Here is a 19,835-nt window from a genome sequence, read left to right as displayed (position 1 = left end):
GATCAACAATGCTCAACAGATTTCTTAAGCGAACCTTGTGTGCGGCAATATTGCTGGGTCTGGCGCACGGCGCCTCGGCAGAAGGCCTGACCCTGGAGAAGCCGGCGAAGATCGCCATGGTCTATATCAGCCCACGCAACGATGGTGGCTGGACTCAGGCGTTTGATGAGTCGCGGGTCAAGCTGGAGAAAGAGCTGGGTACTAAAATCCAGTACGTGGAAAGCGTGCCGGAGAACGCAGCGGCAATTACCCCGGTGGTTGATCGACTGATCGCCCGGGGCGCCAACGTCATTATTGGCACCGCGTTTGGCTACTCCGATACCTTCCTCGATCTGGCGAAGAAGTACCCGAAGATCGCCTTCCTCAACGGTTCCGGCACGACCAATGCGCCAAATCTGGAATCCTTCTACGGCCGTACTTACGAAAGTCAGTACCTGTGCGGCATGGTGGCGGGCGCGGCATCGAAGACCGGCAAACTGGGTTTCGTCGCCGCCAACCCCTTTGGCCAGGTCAACTGGACAGTCAATGCCTTCGCGCTGGGAGCGCAGCAGATCAACCCCAATGCCACGGTCAACGTGATTTACACCGGTGCCTGGAACGACCCGGTCAAGGAACGCGCAGCCGCCATGGCCCTGATCGATAACGGCGCGGACGTGATCGGCCAGCACGTGGACAGCCCGACGCCACAAATCGTTGCGCAGGAGCGCGGCGTGCTGGGCACCGGTTATCACCGTGACTTGAGTGAGTTCGCGCCCAAGGCCACCGTGTGTTCTTCGGCCTGGGTCTGGGATCGCTTTCTTGCCCCTGAGCTGAAGAAGATCATCGCCGGTAACTGGGTGCCCGATCCCAAAGGCGCTCTGCTGTCCATGGAGCAAGGCGGCACAGACATTACGCTGACGGCTGGCGAGCATATTTCTGCCGAGAACAAGCAAAAGATCGAGGCCGCTCGCGAGCAGTTGATGAAGGGGCAGAAGATCATTTACAGCGGGCCGATGAGTGATCGTGATGGCAAGGAGCGGATAGCGGCGGGCACGAACATGCCGGATGCCGACTTGTGGAAGATGGACTGGTTCGTCAAAGGCGTGGCTTCTCAGCAATGAGCCAGGCGAACGCGATCCAGCTCACCGGCATCAGCAAATCCTTCGACGGCTTCAAGGCTTTGACTGACGCGCACTTCACTGGCAAATGGGGGGAAGTGCATGCCTTGCTTGGAGAGAACGGAGCGGGCAAATCATCGCTGATGAACATCGCCGCCGGTTTGTATGCACCGGAGAGCGGGTCGCTGTTGATTGATGACAACCCGGTGCTGCTCAGCGGCCCCAAGGACGCGAGCCGCTACCACATCGGCATGGTCCACCAGCATTTCAAGCTGGTGCGACCGTTCACTGTTGCCCAGAACATTCTGCTGGGCTTGCCCGACGCTGTGGGGCAGGGCAGCTACAGCAAACGTCTGCAAACACTCGAACAGCAGATCAGCGCCAAGGCTCAGGAGCTGGGCTTTGCCATTGATCCGCGCCAGACCATCGAAAATCTGTCGATTGCCGAGCAGCAACGGGTGGAAATTCTCAAGGTGTTGTTGGCCGGTGCGCGGATCCTGATTCTCGACGAGCCCACCGCGGTACTGACCGACCAGGAAGCCGAACGCTTGCTGGCGACCGTACAGTCTTTCGCACGGCAGGGTGCGGCCGTGATTCTGGTGACGCACAAAATGTCTGACGTCAAACGCTATGCGGACCGCGTGACGGTGATGCGAGGCGGCCGGACCGTGGAAACCCTTGATCCACAAAGCGTATCGGTCCAGCAATTGGTACGCTTGACGGTGGGTGAATCGCAGACCCTTGCCGAGCATCCCCAAGCCCCGGCGGGCGAGGCAAAACTGGTGGTGCGCAATCTGCGCTCTGTAGCGGGTCAGGGACCGTTGGCTGGCGTCGACATGACCCTGCATGCCGGGCAGATTTATGGCATCGCCGGGGTCGGGGGCAACGGCCAGAGTGAGTTGGCCAATGCCTTGATGGGGCTGCCTCAGGCGGTAGAGGGCGAAATGTTGCTGCAGGGTTTTGGCGACTTGTGCAGCGCATCCACCGAGCAACGCCGGGATTTGCGCATCGCGTCAATTCCCGCCGACCGCTACGGCGCCGCGCTGGCAGGGTCACTGTCCGTGGCCGAGAACTTTGGAATCGGTCAGATCCACAGCGGTCGTTACGGCTCGTTCTTTCGCCTGCGCACCAAGCGCATGGAAGAGGATGCCACCGCCGCTATCAGCGCTTTCGACGTGCAAGGCGTTCGCTCCTTGCAACAGAAAGCCGCGCTGCTGTCCGGAGGTAACGCCCAGAAACTGGTGATCGCCCGGGAATTCAGCCGCGACCCGCAACTGGTGCTGGTACACAGCCCCAGTCGGGGTCTGGATGCCAAGGCGACCGCCGCGGTGCATGGTCGCTTGCGGGCCGCGCGGGATGCGGGAGCGGCGGTATTGGTGATCAGTGAAGACCTTGATGAGGTGCTGATGCTCGCTGATCGCATCGGGGTCATGAACAGCGGCCGGATCGTCGCAGAATTCGAACGCCCGGCGGATCGCCAGGCGATAGGCAAAGCCATGGTGAGTCATGACTGAAGTCACACTGCAATCCGCGACTCATAAACCTGCGCGGCGTCAGCCACTGCTTTCCCGTCGCTATGCCCTGGAAATTCGTCAGCAACTGGCCTGGTACTGGCAGGCGCTGGTGATTGCCCTGGCCTTGGTGGTCGGCCTGGCCATCTCGGCGGCCATTCTGGTCGGTGCCGGTGTGCCGGCTGACGAGCTGCTCAATGAGTTTGTCGTACTGACCGTGCTGGACCCGCAGAACTTCAAAGCGGTGCTGTTTCAGGCGGCTCCGATGATTCTGGTGGGGCTGGCCGGGTGCATGGCGTTTCGTGCGCGATTCTGGAATCTGGGCCTGGAAGGCCAGATGATCTGGGGCGGCATTGGTGCTACCGCCGTCTCGTTGTTCGAAGTCGGCCCGCCGTCGATTCGGCTGCCGTTGATGCTGGCGGCGGCAATCATCTGCGGCGTGCTCTGGACCGTCGCGCCAGTGCTGCTCAAGTTGCGCCTCAAGGTCAACGAAATCATCTCGACGCTGATGCTCAACTACATCGCCGCCAACTTCCTCCTGCATCTGCTCTACGGCAACTGGAAAGATCCTCGGGACAACTTTCCATATTCCCCGGCATTCCGAAGCTTTGAGCGCTTGCCGGATCTGCTCGACGGCTATAACGCGGCGATTGTGCTGGCGATCGTCGTGACCCTTTTCGCGCTGTGGTTTATCGGTATTTCCCGGGCGGGCCTGTACCTGCGTTTCGTTGATGCCAATCCGCGAGTCGCTGATGCCGTCGGCGTGCCGGTGCGCAAGATGATTATCGGCACGGTGTTGCTTTCCGGAGCACTGGCCGGGATCGCCGGGTATATCGTCACTGCCGGGCAAGAAGGTCGTCTGACTCAGTCGTTCTATCAAGGCTACGGATTCTCCGGAATCCTGATTGCCTTTCTGGCGCGTAACAACCCCGTGGCGGCCACCCTCGTTGCGTTGCTGGTTGCGCTGTTGTTCGTGGCAGGACGCAGTTTGCAGGTTTTTTACCAGATCCCGTTTTCCATGGTGCAGTTGATCCAGGCCATTCTCGTGATCTGTGTGGCATCGTCGGACTTTTTCATTCGTCATCGCATGCGACTGATACAAAGGGGAGAGCAGTGATGGACATGATTGCCAACTGGCTGGGCAACTCCCCTGACTTTGCGGTGCCATTCGCACTGGCGGCTTTGGGCCTGATTCTGACCGAGCGTGCCGGGGTTCTTGCGCTGGGGGCCGAAGGCTTGATGCTGGTCGGTGCGCTGGCGGCAATCGGCGCACAACTGAGCTTCGGCACGCCGATGATTTCGCTGATCATGGCCATGCTGGCGGCCAGTGTGGTGTCGCTGCTGTTCGCGCTAATGGTGCTGGTGATGCGCATCAATCAGGTCATCGCCGGACTTGCACTGGTGTTTTTCTGTCAGGGATTGACCGGTCTGCTGGGCACCTTGCTGGAATGGACCAACCAACCCGTGACCGGCCTGGCTGCAGTTGCCCTTTGGCCGCTTTCCGGGTTACCACTGGTCGGAAAGATTTTTGTGCAAAACCCGCTGGTCTATCTGACGCCGCTTATTTTCTTGGGCGTCGTCTGGTTTCTGTATCGCAGTAATGCCGGCCTGCGCCTGCGAGCTGTCGGCGAAAATCCTCAGGCGGCGGATGCGGCGGGTATCTCTGTTTTGGGTTATCGACTGGCTGCAATTCTGGCGGGCGCTGCGCTGATCGGCCTGGCGGGCGGCTATATTTCGGTGCTCAGCACCAAGATGTGGATTGCCGACATGACCGGCGGACGCGGCTGGATTGCGGTTTCTCTGGTGATTTTTGCCCGCTGGTCGCCTTGGCGCGCTCTGGCCGGTGCCGTGCTGTTCGGCTGCATCGAGGCGCTGATCCCGCAGCTGGCGTCCACGGGTATTCGCCTGCCGCAGTACTTCGTGCTGATGACGCCCTATGCCGTCACGCTGATGGTCATGATTTGGGTGGCAATGGATAAAAACGCAAAGGCTGCTGGATCAGGCAATCAACCGGGGGCGTTGGGCGAAGCGTTTATTCGTGAGGAGCGACGCTAGGCGGGCAGGGTGCGGCATCACAGGCAGTTGCCCGACAGGGGATTGCCAACGTAGGATGCGCAACCGCCTGGCGTTTTGTGAAGGAGCTCACGGTACGTCTGGAATCCGAAACATACGAGTACACATACGTGACAGCCATCCAATTGACTGATGCTGAGGTCGCAGCGATCGCCGAGGTCGAAGCGACTTCCAATATTCTGCGCCTGATGACGCGACTGACATCGCTACGCTTTGCGGCCATTGCGCGGGTTACCGACCAGCGCTGGATTGCCTGCGCTGTCCACGATGAAATCCAGTTTGGTGTCGGCCCTGGCGATGAGCTGGACGTTGAAGCGACCATCTGCAAGGAAATTCGTCAGCATCACGCCGCCGTGGTGATTTCTAAAGTCAGTGAGGACCCGCGCTTCGTGAATCATCCTGTGCCCAAACAGTATGGTTTCGAAAGCTATGTGTCGTTACCGATCATTCTGGCTGACGGGGCGTTTTTCGGCACGCTATGCGCGCTGGATCCGCTGCCTGCCAGACTGGATGATCCGGATCTGATTCAGACGTTGGAAATCTTCGCCCGCCTGATTGGCGTCACGCTCGATCTGCAGACACGGGTTGCTGCAGCAGCGTAGAAATATTCCGTAATAAATACCTAACGACCTGTCTAGCCCCGCTGTCTCCCCCGCAAAACCAGATCTTGTGCCGGTAGCACCTGCTAACCGGCCGTCTGTCATTTGAAGCTTATTTCCTCCAATGCTGAAACGTTTATCATGGAGTGATGTCATTTTGATGTCGCGCAAAACGGATGCGCGCGTAAGAGAGCAGGGCCGCCCTCATCAACCTCATCATTAACCGGACGGTTCTATGCTCACAGCGATTAACACAACACTGGCGAATATCAGTGTCAAAGCAAAACTTTCACTAGGCTTCGCTCTGGTGCTGATCCTTACGTGTTTGATCGCTTTTACCGGCTGGTCCGGTTTGCAATCGTTGGCCGAGCGTGGTGACAAGGTGGCATCCATCGCGACCCTCAACGAACAGGCGCGTGACCTGCGCATTGCTCGACTGAGTTACATGCTTAACCCGGATGCCGAGCGTGCCGCTGCGGTCACCAGCTATCTTGGCAAGCTGGAAACCCAGACCCGTCACATGAAAACCTTTTTCGTCACCGGCGCCAGCCTTGGCCTGATTGGCGAAGTCAGTGATGCCGTGGCTGTCTACAAAAACCATTTCAACGATTTCGTCCAGGCGACCCAGAGTCGTGAGGCGGCACGCAGTTCGATCAGCGCTCAGGTTGATACGATGATCGCGGAACTGGAAAAAATTCAGGACGAGGCGGGCGAGGCGGACTCGCAGGCTCGGGCCATGACCACACAGAATCGCCTCATTCAGCAGGCACGCTCCCACGCTCAGACTTACACCTACAGCACCAAGCCTGAATACCTGCAACCAGCACTCGCCGCTGTAGATGCAGCGCGTAACAACCTGAAGAATCTCAGTCAGTCTTCACCTCAAGCCGTTCAGGGCATTGACCAGGCGCTGGTCGCATTTCGAGCCGCTATCGCGCAGTTCAGCGATAGCGTCAGCAAGGCCGAGCAGGCGCAGATTGCCCTGACGAACGACGTAACCCGATTGCTGGAAGCCAGCAAGAAAATGACCGCCAACCAGATCGTGCTGCGCACCAATGACGTGAATAACGCCAACATGTTTCTGGCGGGCGCGACCCTCGCTGCGCTGCTGTTCGGCATTCTGGCTGCATGGCTCATCACTCGCCTGATCGTCGGGCCTTTGATGGAAACCCTGCGCAATGCCGAGTTCGTAGCCAATGGTGATCTGAGCCACAACATGGCGGTCACTCGCAAAGACGAATTGGGCCAGCTGCAAACCAGCATGCAGCGCATGACCGTGGGGCTGCGTGATCTGATTGGCGGTATCAGTGATGGTGTGGTGCAGATCGCCAGTGCCGCCGAGCAGCTGTCAGCGGTGACCGAGCAGACCAGCGCGGGCGTGAATAGCCAGAAGGTGGAAACCGATCAGGTGGCCACCGCCATGAACGAAATGACCGCCACGGTGCAGGAAGTCGCACGCAACGCTGAAGAGGCTTCCGAAGCCGCCGTCAACGCCAGCCGCGAAGCGAAGCAGGGCGATGAGGTGGTGACCCAAGCCATGCAGCAGATTGGTCGACTGGCTGAAGAAGTCGGCCACTCCACCGTCGCCATGAACGATCTGCAAAGCGAAAGCGACAAGATCGGCAGCGTGCTGGACGTGATCAAGTCGGTGGCGCAGCAAACCAACCTGCTGGCCCTCAACGCTGCCATTGAAGCGGCACGTGCCGGTGAAGCCGGCCGTGGTTTTGCCGTGGTAGCTGACGAAGTCCGCAGCCTGGCGCAACGTACCCAGACGTCCACCGAAGAAATTGAAGGCCTGATCACCGGGCTGCACACCGGTACCCAGCGCGTCGCAACCATTCTGGAAAACAGCCGCTCGTTGACCGACAGCAGCGTGGAACTGACTCAACGTGCTGCTACGTCTCTGGTCAGCATCACGCGTTCTGTTTCGTCCATCGAGTTGATGAATCAGCAGATCGCCGCAGCGGCCGAACAGCAATCCGCCGTGGCCGACGAGATCAACCGCAGCGTGCTGAATGTCCGGGATATTTCCGAGCAGACCTCCGCTGCCAGTGAAGAGACCGCAGCGTCCAGCGTTGAGCTGGCGCGGTTGGGCGTGCACCTGCAGAGCATGGTGGGCAAGTTCAAGCTTTGATGGGTCACTCGCGGTGTCCACGGCACCGCGAACTGACTTGTAGGAACACACCAATGTCCCTGACACCACGCTGTCGCGCAGCGACCGGAGACCTGTAGGAGCGCGCTTGCCCGCGATTCGGTCTGTCAGTCGATGGATATATTGCCTGGGCTGACGCAATCGCGGGCAAGCGCGCTCCTACAGGAAGTTGCTCTTAAATTCAGGGGGGGTGTATAAGAGCTGCTGAAGGCTCCGATGACGTTGGCAGCATCAGCAATCGAACTATCCCCAAACGCTACGGGTCGGTACTACAACGCCATGCTTGGCGAAGTCACCTGCCCGGAGCACTACCATGAAGCCTTATATCATCTGCCACATGATGTCCTCGCTGGACGGCCACGCCCTGACTGATGGTTGGGAGCGGCCTTTCAAGAATGCGGCTGGCGATCTCTATGAGGAGCTGGCAAAGACTTTCAATTTCGATGCATGGATCTGCGGCCGCGTGACCATGCAGGAAATCTCTCACGGCGACGATTACCCTCGTGGGCTGGCCAAATCTTCGGTGCCACGCACCCATCATTTCGCTGACCGCAACGCTGAAACCTACGCCATCTCCATCGATCCACACGGCAAAGTGGCCTGGAAGAGCAATCAGGCGCTGGGCTCCCATGTGGTTGAAGTGGTCAGCGAATCCGTGGAAGACGATTACCTCGCGTATCTGCAATCCATCAATGTGTCCTACATTTTCGGCGGCAAGACCGACATCGATCTGAATGAAGTCGTCGACATCCTCGCCAGCGAACTGGGCCGCAAGCGTCTGATCGTAGAAGGCGGACCCCATGTCAGCGGTTCATTCCTGAATGCGGGGCTGGTGGACGAAGTCAGCGTTTTGCTGCTGCCATTGATCGACGGCCGAGGCGAGCATCCCGCCTCTTTCGAGGTATCGACCGAGGCCTGGAAGCAACCGGCTTACCTGAAACTGGTGTCGGCCGATGTTCAGGACGAAGGTGGAGTGTGGTTGCGGTACAAAATGCGGGCTTGACGCGACTTCACGTCAGGCAAATTCCCTGTAGGAGCTCACGAGCACCGCGAGGCAGCGATGGCGGTTTGTCTGACACTCCGCCATCGCCGCCTCGCGGTGTTCGTGAGCTCCTACAGGTTTCTGGTGTGTCGTACAGATTTTGCATTGCCAATCGGGGGCACATATGCCTCCCTGAATCCACTTCACAAAACCAGACAAAAGTTGTCCACGAAAAGTGGGGGTATGTCTGTGGATAACATTGCCAAAGCCATATGGGCTGCGGTTTTTGGCCAATGATCACGAAATGAACAGCCACAAAAATACTGATTTTCCCTTGATTTTCAGTTGCTTTGCGGTGCAGCGCGCTATTTCAGGCTGTTCAAAGCGCTCCAGCTTATTGGATGTCTTCGAATGGCAGACCTACATAATTTTCCGCAATACTGCGGCGGCCTGCGTCTGAACCGACAAAGTAGTCCAGCTCGGTTTGTTGCAGGCGCTGGCTGAACGAGTCGTTGTCGGGAAAGCGATGCAGCATTGAGGTCATCCACCAGGAAAACCGCTCGGCTTTCCACACCCGACGCAGGCAAATCTCTGAATAGCGTTGCAAGAGATCGGTGCGGCCCTCGCGATACACCTTGATCAGGATGCGATACAGCGTATTGACGTCGCTGGCTGCCAGGTTCAAACCTTTGGCCCCGGTAGGTGGCACGATATGCGCGGCGTCACCCAGCAGAAACAGCCGACCGTATTGCATTGGCTCAACCACGAAGCTGCGCAGCGGAGCGATGCTCTTTTCAATGGATGTGCCCGTGACCAGGCGCTGGGCGACATCAGCGGGCAGACGGCGCTTGAGTTCATCCCAGAACCGCTCATCCGGCCAGTCCTCGATTTTTTCCCCTGCATCCACCTGCACGTAATACCGGGTACGCGTGGGCGAGCGCATGCTGCACAGGGCGAAGCCGCGTTCGTGACGAGCGTAGATCAACTCCTCACTGACGGGCGGGGTATCCGCCAGCACGCCAAGCCAGCCAAACGGATAGACCCTTTCGAAAACTTCCAGCGCTTCGGCAGGAATCGCCTGCCGGGAGACGCCATGGAAGCCATCGCACCCGGCGATGTAGTCGCAATCCAGATGTATGCTCTGGCCCTCATGCTCGAAGGTCAGATAAGGGGCATCGGTTTTCAGATCATGAGGCTGGACATTGCAGGCATCGAAGAAGCTGATGGCGCCTGATGCGTCCCGCGCTTGCAGCAGGTCGCGGGTGACTTCGGTCTGGCCGTAGACCGTGACGTGTTTGCCGCCCGTCAGACTCTGCAGATCAATGCGTTCAGTGCGCCCGTCGAAAGCCACCTGGAAACCGTCGTGGGGCAGGCCTTCGCTGTCCAGACGCTGGCTGACCCCGGCCTCACGCAGCAGGTCGACGGTGCCTTGTTCAAGCACGCCAGCGCGGATTCGGGAGAGGATATGCTCGGGATTCTTGCGTTCGACGATGACGTTGTCGATACCGGCCTGCTGGAGCAATTGACCGAGTAAAAGGCCGGACGGCCCGCAGCCAATAATGGCGATCTGGGTTTTCATGGCAGAACCTTTTTATATGTTGTTTTTATCTGTCCTGTATTTTTAGTGGCTGTTGAGCAGAGAAGAAGACATTATGCGCTGCATTTTCTGGACTTTTCATAACTCGTCGAGGAGGGCTGACATGCGTGATGCGGTTGCTGAAAGCGTCCCGGTATTCAAGCTCTACGGCGAAACAGCGCTCTGGCCGACCCCCGATCTGCTGCATTGCGAGTCGATACCTGAGCGAAGTCAGCTCCATGGCTGGGAAATACAGACCCACTCCCACAGCGACCTTGTCCAGTTGCTTTACGTGCAGTCCGGGCAGGCAACCCTGCATGTCGAAGGTGTCACCCGGCAGGTGGAAAGCGCTGCCTTGCAGGTAATTCCGGCATTGAGCGTGCATCGTTTCAGTTTTTCCCCGGATATCCAGGGTTACATCCTCAGCCTGGCGCAACCGTTGGCGGAACAATTGAGTGCGGCGCTGGCGTCTCCAGCACTGAGTACCGCCCATTGCCATGGGGTCGACAGTGAGCAGCGCAAGCAGCTGGACCCGTTATTTGCTTCGATCAGTGACGAGTACGCGCAGCATAAATCCGGACGGGACTCGATGCTGCATGCGCTGGTCACTCTACTGTCGATCTGGCTGGATCGGCGCAGCATTGCGCTGTCTTCATCCGCGATGCCCTCCCATGAAAAAGGCCGCGAGCATCTGCAGGCGTTTACCCGGTTGGTAGGCGAGCAGTTCCGCCAGCACTGGTCCATCGAGCACTACGCTGAACAGCTGAATATCAGCGCTGCCTGGCTGAACAGCCTGTGTCGACGGCTGACCGATCAGTCGGCGCTACAGATCATCAATCAGCGTCTGCTGCTGGAAGCCAGGCGCGATCTGGTTTACACCACACTGACCATCAATCAGATTTCGGACCGGTTGGGGTTTTCCGAACCTGCTTACTTTTCCCGATTCTTCAAACGCTGCACGGGCCAGTCGCCCAGGCAGTTTCGGGGGCAGCGATGAGAGCGCGCAGCGGCTGGGTTTGGAATGCGATTACCTTGTGGGAGCGGTGCTTGCCCGCGATCAGGCTGGACGCGGTTCACTTTAGATCGCATCCAGCCTGATCGCGGGCAAGCACCGTTCCCACAGGGATAGTGTTCCAACTCAAGTAATTGTGTGTTGTTGATGAGCACCAAAGAAAATCATCACGAATTCGTAAAAAAAGTAAGGCGGCCACCGAATTGAACATTGATACCCGAATCAAATTCCGTCACCTGGTGTGTTTCCTCGAGGTTGCCCGCCAAGGCAGTCTGGCGCGGGCGTCGGATCAGTTGGCGATCAGTCAGCCAGCACTTTCCAAAACCCTCAAGGAGCTGGAAACCCTGCTGGAAACCCAACTGTTTCTGCGCAGTAAAAGCGGCGCAGCGTTGACCGAGGCGGGCGTGGCGTTTCTGCGCTTTGCCGGGCCCAGCGTGCAGTCGTTGCGTGAAGGCGTGAACAGCCTGCGTTCCGGCGAGCATGAGCCGGTGACCGCCCGGCTCGGGGTGTTATCGACCGTGGAAAGCCTGCTGGTCCCGGAAGTGGTGCGCCGTCTGCATGAGCGTCATCCGGCATTGATCGTCAGCGTCATGACGGGCCCCAGCGCCTATCTGCTTTCGCAATTGCGGGTCGGCGAACTGGATCTGGTGGTCGGTCGAATGACCGACAGTCCACAGATTCAGGGTCTGACCTTTGAGCACCTGTACAGCGAATCCATGACCCTTGTCGTCCGGCGCGACCACCCGTTGCTGGAGGGCTCGTTGCGCCGTGAAAGCCTGGAAAATTACCCCATGGTTCTGCCCCTGGCAGGCACCACCATTCGCAAGTTTGCCGACAGCCTGTTCGTGCAATGCGGTATCAGCCCGCCACGCCAGCGTCTGGAAACCCTGTCGCTGACCTTGAGCCGCCGTTACGTGCAATGCAGCGACGCGATCTGGATCGCGCCTTTCGATGCCGTTCAGCAGGATTTGCGCACCGGTGAGCTGCACGAGCTGGAGCTTGGTATTCGCGAACCCGGCGGCTCGGTGGGCATTTGCAGCAATCCGGCGCTGCCTTTGTCGCGAGCCGCGCAGTGGTGCGTCGATGTGTTGCAGGAAGCGGGCAAGGCCTACGTCCAGACAGATCATCCATAACCATTTGGATATGGATGAGTTTGATTTATTCAGTTCAGGTTTTGGTTAAGTCGGGAGAAACTGCGCGACATCAACAAAGACTCCTCATTATAAAAAACCAGGGAGAACCGCATGTCTGATGCGAGCAGCAGCCGTTTCGTCGTCCGTGACCGAAACTGGCACCCCAAAGCACTGACCCCCGATTACAAGACCTCGATCCTGCGCTCCCCGCGACAGGCGCTGGTCAGCATTCCGCAATCGGTCTCCGAAGCCACCGGCCCGGACTTTTCCCATCTGAAATTCGGCGAGCACGACAACGACCTGTTGCTGAACTTCAATAACGGCGGTCTGCCCATTGGCGAGCGGATCATTCTGGCCGGGCGGGTGTATGACCAATACGGCAAGCCGATTCCGCACACCCTGGTGGAGATCTGGCAAGCCAACGCGGGTGGCCGTTATCGCCACAAGCGCGATGCCTACCTGGCGCCCATCGATCCGAACTTCGGCGGAGTAGGTCGGGCCTTGACCGATCGTGATGGCAACTACAGTTTCCGTACCGTCAAACCCGGTCCTTACCCGTGGCGCAACGGCCCCAATGACTGGCGCCCGGCGCATATTCATGTGTCGATCAGTGGTCCGTCGATTGCGACACGCTTGATCACGCAGCTGTATTTCGAAGGTGATCCGCTGATCCCGTTATGCCCGATCGTCAAATCGATTGCCGATCCGGACGCGGTGCAGAGTCTGATTGCCCGGCTCGACATGGGCATGGCCAATCCGATGGACAGCCTGGCTTATCGCTTTGATATCGTCCTGCGTGGTCAGCGCGCGACGCACTTCGAAAATCGCTAAGGAGCTTATGACATGCCGGTTCAATTGCTGCCTGAAACACCTTCACAAACGGCTGGCCCTTACGTGCATATCGGCCTGGCGCTGGAAGCCGCGGGCAATCCGCCCCGTGATCTGGAAATCACTCACGAAATGGTCCTGCCCAATGCACCGGGCGAGCACATCGTGCTGCTGGGTAATGTTTTCGATGGTAACGGTCACCTGATTCGTGACGCCTTTCTGGAATTCTGGCAAGCAGACCACAAGGGTCATTACGACCCGATTTACGACCCGGAAAAACCCTTCAACGGCTTCGGTCGTACCGCCACGGGAGAAGATGGCCAGTGGTTGTTGAACACGATCAAGCCTGGCACCGTGCATAACGCGGCGGGTGTGCCCATGGCGGCACACATCAACGTGTCGCTGTTTGCCCGTGGCATCAATATCCATCTGCAGACGCGGCTGTATTTCGACGACGAAGCTGAAGCCAATGCAAAGGACCCGGTCCTGAACCTGATCGAACAGCCTATCCGCCGTGAGACCCTTGTTGCCAAGCGTTGCACGGTCGACGGCAAGCTGGCATACCGTTTTGACATCCGGGTGCAGGGTGAAGATGAGACGGTGTTTTTCGATTTTTGATTTACAGATACACGCGAATCTGTAGGAGCGCACGAGCAAAGCGAGGCCGCGATGGCGGTCTGCCTGATACACCGCCAGCGCGGCCTCGCGGTGCTCGTGCGCTCCTACAAAGAGTATTTATATTCAAATAGCGACCCCAAAAAACAATAACAAGGAACCACCATGACGCTCTCGGCTCGCGTGCCCGAGGCCGGCACACTCGATGTGCAGGCCTTTATCAATGCTCAACCCTTGTCCCGTTATCAGTGGCGAGTGGTGATCCTGTGTTTTCTGATTGTATTTCTTGATGGTCTCGACACGGCCGCCATGGGTTTCATCGCCCCCGCATTGAGTGCGGAGTGGGGCATCGACCGTGCCAGCCTTGGCCCGGTGATGAGCGCCGCGCTGATCGGCATGGTGTTCGGTGCGCTGGGTTCCGGTCCGCTGGCTGACCGTTTTGGACGTAAGGTCGTGCTGGTCGTGGCCGTTTTTCTGTTCGGTCTGTTCAGCCTGCTGTCGGCGTACAGCAGCAACATCGATCAATTGCTGATCCTGCGCTTGCTCACCGGTCTTGGCCTTGGCGCTGCGATGCCCAATGCCACCACGTTGCTCTCGGAATACACCCCGGAGCGTCTCAAGTCACTGCTGGTGACCAGCATGTTCTGCGGCTTCAACCTCGGCATGGCCTGCGGCGGTTTTGTTTCCGCCAAGCTGATCCCTGCCATGGGTTGGCACAGCCTGTTGATGCTCGGCGGGATTCTGCCGCTGATCCTCACTGTAGTGCTGATGATCTGGCTGCCGGAGTCGGCGCGTTTTCTGGTGGTACGCAACCTCGGCGTGGACCGGATTCGCAAGGTGCTGGCCCCGATCTCCCGTCAGGAAGTCAACGCCGCCAAAGACTTCAGCGTGCCGGAACAGAAAACTGTGCGCAGTCGTAACGTTTTGAAAGTCATATTTTCCGGCACCTACAGCGCCGGGACCTTATTGCTGTGGCTGACCTATTTCATGGGCCTGGTGATCGTTTACCTGCTGACGAGTTGGTTGCCGACCCTGATGCGCGACAGCGGCGCGAGCATGGAACAATCGGCCTTTATCGGGGCTCTGTTTCAGTTTGGCGGCGTATTAAGCGCGGTTGGTGTGGGCTGGGCCATGGACAAGTACAACCCGCACAAAGTGATTGGCTGCGCGTACTTTCTGGCGGGCGTGTTCGCCTGGCTGGTGGGGCAGAGCCTGGGTAATGTCGCCGTGTTGGCGACTCTGGTGCTGTTGGCCGGTATGTGTATCAACGGTGCGCAATCGGCAATGCCTTCGCTGGCGGCGCGGTTCTATCCCACTCAGGGTCGTGCCACGGGGGTTTCGTGGATGCTGGGTATCGGGCGTTTCGGTGCGATTCTCGGCGCATGGGCAGGTGCCACGTTGCTGGGCCTGGGCTGGAATTTCGAGCAAGTACTGACCGCGCTGGTGGTGCCCGCGGCACTGGCGGCCATTGCGGTGCTGATCAAAGGCTGGGTCAGCCATTCGGATGCCACATGAATTCTGGAGTCATGTTTTGAACAGATCGAGTCAGCAACTTTTCGACGCGTATTTCAGCCAGCCGAAGATGAGCGAAATCTTCTCAGATCATGGTCGGCTGCAAGGCATGCTCGACTTTGAAGCGGCGCTGGCCCGGGCCGAGGCCGGCACGGGGTTGATTCCCGCTGAGGTGGTCGAAGACATTCAGGCCAGTTGCCGCGCCGAGCTGTTCGACCTTGCCGAGTTGGCAGTTGCGATTGGCAACGCCGGTAATTCAGCCATCCCGCTGGTCAAGGCGCTGGGCAAGAAGATCGCTGCACGTAATCCAACGGCTGAACGCTACGTGCACATGGGCGCTACCAGCCAGGATGTGATGGACAGCGGACTGGTGCTGCAATTACGCGCCGCCATTGTGTTGCTGGAACGGGATCTGGCTGAGCTGGCTGAAACGCTTTCCGGACAGGCCCAGCGCTATGCCGCGACGCCATTGGCCGGGCGCACCTGGTTGCAGCAGGCGACCCCGGTCACTCTCGGCATGAAAATCGCCGGATGGCTGGGGGCGGTAACCCGTCATCGTCAACGCTTGCAAGAACTCAAACCAAGGTTGTTGAGCCTCCAGTTTGGCGGCGCTTCCGGCACCCTCGCGGCATTGGGCAATCACGCTATGCCCGTTGCCGAAGCGTTGGCCCGCGAACTGCAACTGAGCTTGCCGGAGCAGCCATGGCACACCCAGCGTGACCGTCTGGTGGAGTTCGCCAGCTGGCTGGGCCTGATCGCCGGTAGCCTGGGCAAGATTGGCCGGGATATCAGTCTGTTGATGCAGACTGAAGTGGGCGAAGTCTTCGAGCCAGCGGCAGCAGGCAAGGGCGGATCATCGACCATGCCCCACAAGCGCAATCCTGTGGGAGCGGCGGTGATGATCAGCGCTTCCGTGCGCGCACCAGGGCTGGTTGCAACGATGTTCGCGGCCATGCCTCAGGAGCACGAGCGCAGCCTCGGTCTGTGGCACGCCGAATGGGAAACCTTGCCTGAATTGTGCTGCCTGGTCTCCGGATCGCTGCAGCAGGCTTTGCAAGTGATTCCTGCGCTGGAAGTTAACGCAGAGCAGATGCTCACCAATCTGGATTCCACCCAAGGCCTGGTGCTTGCCGAGGCGGTCAGCATCGCTTTGGCCCAGCGTATAGGCCGCGACGCTGCGCATCATCTGATTGAACAAAGCTGCCGTCGAGCCGTTCAGCAGGGCCTGCACCTGCGCGAAGTGCTTGGCGCAGATCCACAGGTCAGTGCCGAGCTTTCTGCCGCAGAACTGGACCATCTGCTTGATCCTGCCAACTACCTAGGCCTTGCGCAGCAGTGGGTGGAGAGGGCGGTGGCCTTGGCCAAGATTTAGCGCAGGACTTCAACTGTGGGAGCGGTGCTTGCCCGCGATAAGGCTGAACGCGGTTCACTTTAGATCGCGTCCAGCCTTATCGCGGGCAAGCACCGCTCCCACAGGGAATGATTTCCAATTCAACCCACAGGAGCCAAAAATGCCTTTCATCCAACTCCCCGACGGCGATCTGCATTACCAACTCGATGGCCCGCAAGGCGCGCCGGTTTTGCTGTTGTCCAATTCGCTGGGCACCAATCTGAGCATGTGGGATTCGCAGATGCCTGCTTTCACCGAGCACTTTCAGGTGCTGCGCTACGACACCCGCGGGCACGGTCAATCGCTGGTGACCGAAGGGCCTTACAGCATCGAGCAGAACGGCCGCGACGTATTGGCCTTGCTGGACGCCTTGCAACTGCCGAGCGTGTTGTTCTGCGGTCTGTCCATGGGCGGTCTGATTGGCCAGTGGCTGGCGATCAATGCGCCGCAGCGTCTGCAACGGGTGGTGGTGTGCAACACCGCGGCGAAGATCGGCACTCCTGATGTCTGGAACCCGCGTATTGAAACCGTCTTGCGCGACGGCGAAGGCGCTATGCAGGCACTGCGCGAGGCGTCGGTTGCACGCTGGTTCACTCCTGAATTTGCCAAAGCCGAGCCGCAGCGGGTAGAGCCTGTGGTGGACATGCTGGCCCAGACCTCACCACAGGGCTATGCCGCCAACTGCGCAGCGGTGCGCGACGCGGATTTCCGCGAGCAGATCAGTGCAATTACGCTGCCGGTGCTGGTGGTTTGCGGCACCCAGGATGCTGTTACCACACCCGCCGACGGGCGTTTTCTGACCGAGCGCATCGCCGGTGCCGAGTACGCCGAATTTCACGCTGCACACCTTTCCAGCATCGAAGCGGGAAGGGCGTTTGGTGATCGTGTCGTGACTTTCTTGAAAGCCTGAATCCGGAGTTTGCAATGGACGAAAAACAACGTTACGAAGCCGGCATGCAAGTGCGTCGCGCTGTGCTGGGCGATGCCCATGTCGACAACAGCCTGAAGAAACTCACGCCGTTCAACGAAGAGTTTCAGGAAATGATCACCCGCCACGCCTGGGGTGACATCTGGACTCGCCCTGGCCTGCCGCGTCACACCCGCAGCCTGGTGACGATCGCCATGCTGATCGGTATGAACCGTGAAGGCGAACTGCGCCTGCATCTCAAGGCGGCAAAGCACAATGGTGTGACTCGCGAAGAGATCAAGGAAGTGCTGATGCAGAGCGCAATCTACTGCGGTATTCCGGCGGCCAACGCGACGTTTCACCTGGCAGAAGAGGTCTGGGATGAAATGGGCGTCGAGTCGCTCGACAAGGCATGATGAACGCTCAATGCAACACTGCATCAAGGTGCATTTTGCAGAGCGTGTATTGAGTTATCAGTAGACAGTGTGATTTGAAGAAGTTAAGGCCGCTTTAAGACTGAAGAGTCGGGCGGTCTTTTTTGCGATATGACCTTCTGCCGTTATGCCTTTTCAGTATGAGGGCTGCAAAAGCTCAATAATTGTCTTTGTCCCCAAAGGCACTTTGACGTCAGGTTAATTGGATCCATATTTGAATCCAGATAAGGGCGATCGGGCGGTCTTGTTGCCTGTACGGCACGGCGGGCGGGACCTTGGCGGCAATGGAAAAGTTCCGGAAAATATTATCGGATCTATTGAAAATAATGATTATCAAGGGCAGCGGAATAACGTAAGTTACGCTCAATCCGTCATTAATGGCACATAGCCACCCGCTGATCGGATGGTTGTGAAGTTTCATTAAGGAAGTTTCAGTCAGGGCCGACAACGCAACAATAAGAACCCGACGATTGCTCCCTTTTCGAGACCCGCCCATGTCTACTCCATCTGCAAACTCATCTGTTGAATCTGCCATCGATCTGAACTCTTTGATGAATGCCATCAATCATTCCCAGGCGATGATCGAGTTTGATCTGGAAGGCAACATACTGCAGGCCAACGCCAATTTTCTCGACAAGGTGGGCTATCGTCTCGAAGAAGTTCAGGGCCGCCATCATCGGATGTTCTGCACCCCGGAATACGCTTCAAGCCCTGAGTATGCCGATTTCTGGCGAAAGCTGGCGGCCGGGCAGTTTGATCAGGGGCAGTACAAACGGCTGGGCAAGGGCGGCAACGAAATCTGGTTGCAGGCGACGTATAACCCGATTCTGAATCAGGCCGGCGAGCCGTTCAAAGTCGTGAAGTTCGCCACGGACATTACCGATCAGCGCATGCGCAATGCGGAGTACGAAGGCAAGGTTGAAGCCATTCAGCGTTCTCAGGGCGTGATCGAGTTTGATCTGAATGGTCGCGTGCTGGCGGCCAATGAAAATTTTCTTAATGTTCTTGGCTACCGTCTGGACGAAGTGCTGGGCCAGCACCATCGCATGTTCTGCGATGATCAATACCTCAACAGCCCGGCCTATCGGGCCTTCTGGGCCAAGCTTGAACGTGGTGAATACGATTCCGGCGAGTACATGCGACTGGGCAAGGGCGGGCGTGAAGTCTGGATCAGCGCCACCTACAACCCAATCTTTGATCCCGATGGCCGTCCGTACAAAATCGTGAAGTTTGCCAACGACGTCACTGAAGTGCGTGCCCGCAATGCCGAGTTCGTCGGCAAGGTCACCGCCATCGAGCGCTCTCAGGCGGTGATCGAATTTGACCTGACCGGCAAAGTCCTGTCTGCCAACCCTAATTTCCTCGCGGTGTTTGGTTATGAGCTGGACGAAGTGATCGGCCAGCCGCACCGGATGTTCTGCACCGAAGAGTTCGGTTCCAGCATGGGCTACCGCGAGTTTTGGGAAAAACTCGGTCGCGGCGAATACGACACCAATGAATATCGACGCAAGCGCAAAGACGGCAAGGAAATCTGGATTCAGGCCACTTACAACCCGATCCTCGACTCCCATGGCCAGCCTTACAAAGTGGTCAAGTTCGCGCTGGATGTCACCGAAATAAAAGAAAGCAGCGCTGAGCGTCAGGGCAAGGTCAATGCGATTGATCGTGCGCAAGCCGTGATCGAGTTCGATATGGCGGGCAATATTCTCAATGCCAACGCCAACTTCCTCAAGTCGCTGGGTTACAGCCTGCAAGAGCTGCGTGGTCAGCACCACCGTATCTTCTGCGATGAAGAATATGTGCGCAGCACCGCGTACCGGGAGTTCTGGCATGACCTGTCTCAAGGGCAGTTCTTCTCCGGACGGTTCATGCGTTTGAGCAAGTTTGGCCAGCACATCTGGATTCAAGCGACCTACAACCCCGTGTTCGACAGCGATGGCAAACCTTATAAAGTGGTGAAGTTCGCCACGGACATCACTCAACAGGTCGAACTGGAAGAAGCCATCGAAGCCAA

Annotated in this window: 17 protein-coding genes and 1 pseudogene; 16 read left to right on the top strand and 2 right to left on the bottom strand. The window is 58.2% G+C overall.

Annotation, left to right across the window (positions count from 1 at the left end):
* Positions 1-8 precede the first annotated feature (8 nt).
* The 7 genes from CKW31_RS16515 (at position 9) to CKW31_RS16485 (ending at position 8,435) form a co-directional block, all read left to right on the top strand.
* On the top strand, positions 9-1,100 hold the full coding sequence (locus CKW31_RS16515) for a BMP family ABC transporter substrate-binding protein (protein ID WP_095097114.1): 1,092 nt from the start codon (positions 9-11) through the stop codon (positions 1,098-1,100).
* The gene (locus tag CKW31_RS16510; RefSeq protein WP_095097111.1) at positions 1,097-2,611 is read left to right on the top strand and encodes an ABC transporter ATP-binding protein; all 1,515 of its coding nucleotides are present in this window, start codon (positions 1,097-1,099) and stop codon (positions 2,609-2,611) included. The genes CKW31_RS16515 and CKW31_RS16510 overlap by 4 nt, the downstream gene beginning before the upstream one ends.
* Positions 2,604-3,725 carry an ABC transporter permease gene (locus CKW31_RS16505; RefSeq protein WP_095097109.1) on the top strand — a complete coding sequence of 374 codons (1,122 nt, stop codon included), beginning with the start codon at positions 2,604-2,606 and terminating at the stop codon, positions 3,723-3,725. The genes CKW31_RS16510 and CKW31_RS16505 overlap by 8 nt, the downstream gene beginning before the upstream one ends.
* On the top strand, positions 3,725-4,663 hold the full coding sequence (locus tag CKW31_RS16500) for an ABC transporter permease (protein WP_095097106.1): 939 nt from the start codon (positions 3,725-3,727) through the stop codon (positions 4,661-4,663). The genes CKW31_RS16505 and CKW31_RS16500 overlap by 1 nt, the downstream gene beginning before the upstream one ends.
* A gap of 128 nt (positions 4,664-4,791) precedes the next feature.
* On the top strand, positions 4,792-5,283 hold the full coding sequence (locus tag CKW31_RS16495; protein ID WP_256582641.1) for a GAF domain-containing protein: 492 nt from the start codon (positions 4,792-4,794) through the stop codon (positions 5,281-5,283).
* Between the two features lie 232 nt (positions 5,284-5,515).
* Entirely contained in the window at positions 5,516-7,414 is a 1,899-nt protein-coding gene (locus tag CKW31_RS16490; RefSeq protein WP_095097103.1) for a methyl-accepting chemotaxis protein, read from the top strand.
* Between the two features lie 331 nt (positions 7,415-7,745).
* Entirely contained in the window at positions 7,746-8,435 is a 690-nt protein-coding gene (locus CKW31_RS16485; RefSeq protein ID WP_095097100.1) for a dihydrofolate reductase family protein, read from the top strand.
* A 373-nt stretch (positions 8,436-8,808) separates the two neighbouring features.
* On the opposite strand, the gene pobA is transcribed toward CKW31_RS16485, so the two are convergent.
* Positions 8,809-9,993 carry a 4-hydroxybenzoate 3-monooxygenase gene (gene pobA / locus CKW31_RS16480; RefSeq protein ID WP_095097097.1) on the bottom strand — a complete coding sequence of 395 codons (1,185 nt, stop codon included), beginning with the start codon at positions 9,991-9,993 and terminating at the stop codon, positions 8,809-8,811.
* 121 nt (positions 9,994-10,114) lie between these two features.
* Here pobA and CKW31_RS16475 point away from each other — a divergent pair, with 121 nt between their 5' ends.
* The 8 genes from CKW31_RS16475 to pcaC all read left to right on the top strand — a co-directional run bounded on the left by CKW31_RS16475 (position 10,115) and on the right by pcaC (position 17,803).
* On the top strand, positions 10,115-10,987 hold the full coding sequence (locus tag CKW31_RS16475; protein ID WP_095097094.1) for a helix-turn-helix domain-containing protein: 873 nt from the start codon (positions 10,115-10,117) through the stop codon (positions 10,985-10,987).
* A 218-nt stretch (positions 10,988-11,205) separates the two neighbouring features.
* Positions 11,206-12,135 carry a pca operon transcription factor PcaQ gene (gene pcaQ / locus CKW31_RS16470; protein ID WP_095097090.1) on the top strand — a complete coding sequence of 310 codons (930 nt, stop codon included), beginning with the start codon at positions 11,206-11,208 and terminating at the stop codon, positions 12,133-12,135.
* A 111-nt stretch (positions 12,136-12,246) separates the two neighbouring features.
* Complete coding sequence (pcaH, locus tag CKW31_RS16465) at positions 12,247-12,966, top strand: protocatechuate 3,4-dioxygenase subunit beta (RefSeq protein ID WP_095097088.1); 720 nt, start codon at positions 12,247-12,249, stop codon at positions 12,964-12,966.
* A gap of 12 nt (positions 12,967-12,978) precedes the next feature.
* Positions 12,979-13,581, top strand: a complete 603-nt coding sequence (gene pcaG / locus CKW31_RS16460) for a protocatechuate 3,4-dioxygenase subunit alpha (protein ID WP_095097085.1) — start codon at positions 12,979-12,981, stop codon at positions 13,579-13,581.
* 162 nt (positions 13,582-13,743) lie between these two features.
* Complete coding sequence (locus CKW31_RS16455) at positions 13,744-15,093, top strand: MFS transporter (protein WP_095097082.1); 1,350 nt, start codon at positions 13,744-13,746, stop codon at positions 15,091-15,093.
* A 16-nt stretch (positions 15,094-15,109) separates the two neighbouring features.
* Entirely contained in the window at positions 15,110-16,462 is a 1,353-nt protein-coding gene (locus CKW31_RS16450) for a 3-carboxy-cis,cis-muconate cycloisomerase (protein ID WP_095097079.1), read from the top strand.
* Between the two features lie 139 nt (positions 16,463-16,601).
* Positions 16,602-17,390, top strand: coding sequence for a 3-oxoadipate enol-lactonase (pcaD, locus tag CKW31_RS16445; protein WP_095097076.1), 789 nt, complete (start codon positions 16,602-16,604; stop codon positions 17,388-17,390).
* Positions 17,391-17,404: 14 nt separating this feature from the next.
* Positions 17,405-17,803: a 4-carboxymuconolactone decarboxylase gene (gene pcaC, locus CKW31_RS16440; protein ID WP_087266202.1), complete on the top strand. Its 399-nt coding sequence runs from the start codon at positions 17,405-17,407 to the stop codon at positions 17,801-17,803.
* Between the two features lie 211 nt (positions 17,804-18,014).
* Here pcaC and CKW31_RS29860 read toward each other — a convergent pair whose 3' ends face one another.
* Complete coding sequence (locus CKW31_RS29860) at positions 18,015-18,383, bottom strand: hypothetical protein (protein WP_176469902.1); 369 nt, start codon at positions 18,381-18,383, stop codon at positions 18,015-18,017.
* Here CKW31_RS29860 and CKW31_RS16430 point away from each other — a divergent pair.
* A pseudogene (locus tag CKW31_RS16430) lies at positions 18,316-19,812 on the top strand (PAS domain-containing protein); the annotation flags it as partial. The gene CKW31_RS29860 and the pseudogene CKW31_RS16430 sit on opposite strands and share 68 nt — an antisense overlap.
* Positions 19,813-19,835 lie beyond the last annotated feature (23 nt).

It is taken from the genome of Pseudomonas sp. Irchel 3A5, assembly GCF_900187575.1.
Lineage (GTDB): Bacteria > Pseudomonadota > Gammaproteobacteria > Pseudomonadales > Pseudomonadaceae > Aquipseudomonas > Aquipseudomonas folii.
This window is presented reverse-complemented; position numbering and strand designations above follow the sequence as displayed.